Source organism: Streptomyces sp. LS1784 (assembly GCF_020103755.1).
Classification (GTDB): Bacteria; Actinomycetota; Actinomycetes; order Streptomycetales; family Streptomycetaceae; genus Kitasatospora.
The window spans coordinates 1-4,976 of record NZ_JAHSQD010000584.1; the positions used below are offsets into that span (position 1 = coordinate 1).

Sequence of the window (4,976 nt, forward strand, 5' to 3'; positions counted from 1 at the left end):
CCCGGCACGACCCCCTCCCGCAGCCTCGCCGCGGCGGCGGCGCGCCGGGCGGGGTCGAAGCTCAACAGGCCCGCGACCAGCTCCGCCGCCGGGTGCCCGGGCTCCGGGAGGGCGGCGCGCAGGCAGGCCAGGGTGCGGTCGCGGTTGGTCGCCGGGTCCGGGTCGATCACCACCGGGTCGAGGCCGGTGAGGGCGTGGTGCAGGGTGGCGCCCAGCGCGTAGTGGTCCTCGGTGGGGTCCTCCCCGGTGGCGCCCGGCAGGCCGTACCCGGCGGTGGCGCCCGGCGGGCGGTCGCCGGCCAGGGCACTCACGCCGAAGTCGACCACGGCGGGCCGGCCGTCCCGGTCGAGCACCACGTTCGCGGGCTTGAGGTCGCAGAGCACCACGTCGCGCGCGTGCACCGCGTCCAGCACCCGCAGCAGTCGGCGTGCCAGCGTCCACCAGTCCCGCCCGCCCTCGGCGCCGGCGTCGGCGCCGTACGGGCCGGAGGTGAGGACCTCCCGGCGCAGGTCGATCCGCCCGCAGGCGGTGCTGACCAGGTACTCGTCGGTGCCGTGCCGGAAGTAGTCGACCAGCGCGGGCACGCCGGGCACCCCGGCCAGCGCGTCGAGCACCCGGTGCTCGTGCCGCAGCCGGCCGCGCGCGTCGGTTCCCGCACCGTCCTCGGCGACGAAGGCCCGGGCCTGCTTGACCACCACCTCGCGCCCGGTGGCGAGTTCGACCGCGCGGTAGACGTGGCCGCTCGGCGCGCGGGTGATGCCGGCGGTGATCCGGTAGCGGCCGGCACCGACCCGGGTGGTCGCCCGGCCGGCGGGGGCGCCGGGCGCCTCGAACGGATCGCCCGCCCAGGGCGGCCGGCGGTAGCGGGCCTCGGCCAGGCCGGGGAACAGCGAGCCGTCCGGGCCGGTCATGCCGGCCCGCGCCTCGTCGTCGGTGACCCGGAACGGCCCGTAGCGGTAGTGCACCGGGGCGTCCGGCCGGACGGGCCGGTCGCTCACCACGGTGGGGCCTTCCCAGCCGGCCAGTGCCTGCGCCAACTCCAGCCCCAGGGCACGGACTTCCTCCGGCCGGGGGTAGACCGTGACGGCCTTGCCCACGGCGGCCGCGCCGTGCCGGCCGCTGTTGAGCTCCCACAGCGCCACCGCGCTCACCGCGAACTTCACGTCGCAGACCCGGCCGAACAGGATCGGGAGCGCCGTGTCCAGCAGCGCTTCGAAGCCCTCCGGGCGGGCGGACAGGTGCAGCTTCCAGCCGTGGGCGAGCTCCGGCATCCGGGGGTCCCGGAGGTACCACCACTGGCCGTCGGTGCGCAGCGGGCGGTGCGGGCCGGGTGCCCGGGCCGCCAGTTCCTCGACCCGGCAGCGGAGTTGTTCTCGCAGGGTCTCCGATCGAAGGGCCTCGGCGGAGCCGGGGTCGGGCGGTGCGCTCATGGTTCCGTCCTTCCCCGGTCCGCCGTCCGTTCGATCCGGGTGGATCAGGAGTTGAACTCACAGGGGAAGCGGGTCGGGACGTACGTCACCCACGGGTCGGCGAGGCAGGCGGCGGGCGCGAGGTCCGCGTCGAACTCGTCCTCGAAGACGATGGCGTCCTCGTCGATCTCCAGCGGGCCGGCGTCGCGGATGTCGGTCACCAGTGCACTCATGTGGTCCTCCCAGTGATTCGGGTCCTTGGGTCCTACGCGCTGAGCGGGCTCATGCTAGCCAGACCGCCCGACCCGGGACAGGGAGCTGACAGAGCTGCCGGATCGGCTACGACAAAGGGAGGTTCCGTTTGTGGACGCCGGCTCCGCCCACCCTCACCTGGGCGGCACACACCGGATCGACACACCTCGGGCGGGTCAGCCGCGCGGGCGGCGGGCCCGGAGGTACTCGCGGGCCAGCAGGCGCAGCGCGGCGGGCTTGGCCGGGCTCGCCGAGCGACGCAGCAGGGCGCCGAGGTCGGCACGGGCCGCAGCGCTGGTGAGCTCCTCCACGCCGACGATGCAGCGGACCATCGGCCGGTGGGCGGGCGGCACCCGGTCGACGACGGCCCTGCCCTCGGCGAGGCTGCGGTCGGCCCGGTCGAGCACGGCGCCGAGCAGGGCCCGGACGGCCGGCAGGTCGCGGGCCTGCTCCAGGTCGGCGCGGGTGACGCCGTGCTCCTTGAGGGCCTGCTCGGGGATGGTCAGCCGACCGTCCGCGAGGTCCTCGGCGAGGTCGTTGACGAAGTCGAGCCGCTGGCTGCCGTCGATGAAGGTGCGGCAGGCGGCGCGGTAGTCGCTCTGGTCGCCGTCCGGGCCGAGCAGGGCGGCGACCACCATGAAGCCGGGCAGCGAGTACCCGTCGACGTAGGCCTGGTGGTCCTCCTCGGTGGCGAACCCGGTGAAGTCCAGGTCGGCTCCGGTCGCGGCGAGGAATTCCAGTACCCGGTCCCGCAGGACGGGGTGGGCGTCGACGCTGTGCAGCAGGGGACGCAGCTCGGGGTCGTCGGTACGGCCGGCGGCGAGGCTGTCGGCGACCTGCTGCTGCCAGCGGGCGGACGCCGCCCGGCGTTCGGCGAGCGGGCCGCTGTCGAGCAGGGTGTCGGTGCGGTGCATGAAGGCGGCGGCCGCGATCACGTGCGGGACCATCCGGGCGGGCAGCAGCAGTTCGGTGGCGAGCGCGGCCTCCCGCCGGTACCGGGCCATCTGCTGCCGCTGCCGGCCGTAGTCGGCCCGCAGGCCGGCCTCCCGCACGCCGGCCGCGTCCAGCGCCCGCTCCCACCTGCCCACTCGGTCCACCCCATCGTTCGTTCGACGGGGACCGAGCGTAGCCGGTGGGAGCGGGAGGACCTATTCGGGCCCGGGCCGCCGCGCCGCGCGTCAGCGCTGGCGGATCGCGGAGAAGCCGCAGGCCGGGGTGCAGAGGGTGACGATGCCGCTGTAGCGGTAGGTGGTGCGGCCCCGGGTGACGCTGTGCATGGTGTACTTCTCCCGCAGGTTGAGCTCCCGGCAGCGCGGGCAGGCGGCGCTGACCGGCTTGCCCCAGGGGCGGTTCGGGTTGAGCTTGGCGATCGAGACGACCATCAGGACGGCGGCCACGCCCGCGCCGCCGAAGCCGACCGCTCGCCACACCCCGTTCGAGGACTCCCGACGGTCGATCATCTCGTCGTAGGAGTAGGTGCCCCCGCCGCCGCGGCTGGACCAGATCCGGCACTCGCTGTGCCGGGTCATGGTCTTGCCGTCGCAGGTCGGCGGGGTGTCCGGGTCCGACTTGCCGACCACGAGCGCCAGGAAGAAGCCGAGCGCGATCAACAGGCCGAACACGACCACGGCGACGGTCCGGCTGCGGCCGGTGTGCAGCCGCTTGCGCTCGTTGTACGCCGTGTCGATCACAGCCTGGGCCATGTTGCCCCCGTCGACCGCCACTGCTCTTCTCCCGTTCGTCCGCGCCGTTCGCCCGGCCCGCACTCCGGGCCCGGCGTCCCCCTCATCCGGGGGCGAGAAGAACCCACCATCAACGATGCGCGCTTGTACGGGACTTGGGAAGAGCTTGACCGTTCAGTTATCCGCCGTGACCGAAGCGAGGTAGGCGGCCGCCCTGGCCGGATCGAAGTACCACTCCTCCAGGTCCGCCGGATCGTCGAAGGCGTTGGCGAACCGGTGGGCCACGGCGGGCAGTGCACCCCCGGCGGCGAGGAGTTCGAGGACGTGCGGGGGCGGTGGGCCGAGCAGTGCGTTGCTCCAGGCGGTGGAGGGGGTGGCGGTCCGCCAGAACCCGTCGAAGGCCGCCTGCTGGAAGGCGCGGTCGAAGGGCTTGTCACCGTGGGCGAGGATCGCTTCCAGGTAGCCGGCGGCGCACTTGGCGGCGTTGTTGGAGCCCTGACCGGCGATCGGGTCGTTGAGGACGACCACGTCCGCGACGCCCAGCACCGTGCCACCGCCGGGCAGTTCGCCGATCGGGCGGCGCACCCCCGGGGTGAAGCGCCCGGCCAGTGTCGCACCGGCGTCGGTGAGTTCGACGCCGGACCGGGTGCGTTCGTACTCCCAAGGAGTGAATGTCTTCATCAACTCCAGCGTCACCCGCAAATGTTCGGCCGGATCGCGGATCCCGTCGAAGGCGTCCGCCGGACCGCCGGGCCGGGCCTCCCAGACCAGGGCGTCACAGGGCCCGGCCTCGGTCAGCGCCGGCACCAGGAAGAGCTCGCCGACGCCCGGCACCAGGTTGCAGCGGACCGCCGGGAAGTCGTGCTCGGGGCGCGGCCCGAGCCCGTGCACATAGCTGACGGCCAGTGCGCGCTGCGGCCGCTCGTACGGGGAGCGCTCGTGGTCGCGCTCGAACAGCGAGGCCAGCGCGCCCTTTCCGGAGGCGACCAGCACCAGGTCGTACGAGCCGGCCAGGTACTGCAGATCGGTCGCGGTCACCTGGCGCAGCTCGACCCGGCCGCCGCGCTCCGCGAACAGCTCCAGCCACGTGGACATCTTCAGCCGCTGGTCGACGGACTGCGCGTAGGCGCCCAGCCGCCCGACCCAGTCGATCGCCCGCTCCGACTCCGGCCCGGCGATCGACACCCCGAGGCCCTCGATCCGGGGCGCCCGGTCAGCCCACAGGTCCAGGCCGAGGGCGCGCTCGGTGCGCAGCGCGGAGTCGAACATGCACTGGCTGGACAGCACCCGCCCGCAGCGCACCTCCTCCGGGCCGCGGTCGGTCAGCACCGTCACGTCGTATCCGTGGGCCTGCAGCCCCAGGGCCAGTTGGAGTCCGGCCTGCCCGGCGCCGACGATCAGAATTCTGCGCATCGCCCCTGCTCTCCTGGTGGTACGTCCCGGACGGCGACCAGGACGGCCCGGCCGCCACCGGTCTGCCTACCAGTCATCGGGGCGCCCGTCCACGGGCGGTGCCGGTGCCCGCCACCCCGGTTGCCCCCCCGGGCCCGCCCGCCGGCAGCCGGTCGCCCGACGCACTGCGGCGGTACTGCACCTGCCGGCCCTGCTCGCCGCGCCCGCTCCGGCCGTCACT

4 protein-coding genes and 1 pseudogene are annotated in these 4,976 nt (G+C 74.5%); all 5 read right to left on the reverse strand.

The features are described 5' to 3' along the window. Positions 1–1,430, reverse strand: a pseudogene (locus tag KS423_RS38270) (serine/threonine protein kinase); the annotation flags it as partial. Between the two features lie 44 nt (positions 1,431–1,474). Continuing rightward, positions 1,475–1,642: an SflA family class IV lanthipeptide gene (locus tag KS423_RS38275; RefSeq protein WP_224284346.1), complete on the reverse strand. Its 168-nt coding sequence runs from the start codon at positions 1,640–1,642 to the stop codon at positions 1,475–1,477. A 195-nt stretch (positions 1,643–1,837) separates the two neighbouring features. Then, positions 1,838–2,749, reverse strand: a complete 912-nt coding sequence (locus KS423_RS38280; protein WP_224284347.1) for a squalene/phytoene synthase family protein — start codon at positions 2,747–2,749, stop codon at positions 1,838–1,840. Positions 2,750–2,839: 90 nt separating this feature from the next. After that, positions 2,840–3,385 carry a hypothetical protein gene (locus KS423_RS38285; RefSeq protein WP_224284348.1) on the reverse strand — a complete coding sequence of 182 codons (546 nt, stop codon included), beginning with the start codon at positions 3,383–3,385 and terminating at the stop codon, positions 2,840–2,842. A gap of 132 nt (positions 3,386–3,517) precedes the next feature. Next, positions 3,518–4,756, reverse strand: a complete 1,239-nt coding sequence (locus KS423_RS38290; protein ID WP_224284349.1) for a styrene monooxygenase/indole monooxygenase family protein — start codon at positions 4,754–4,756, stop codon at positions 3,518–3,520. Positions 4,757–4,976: the final 220 nt, after the last annotated feature.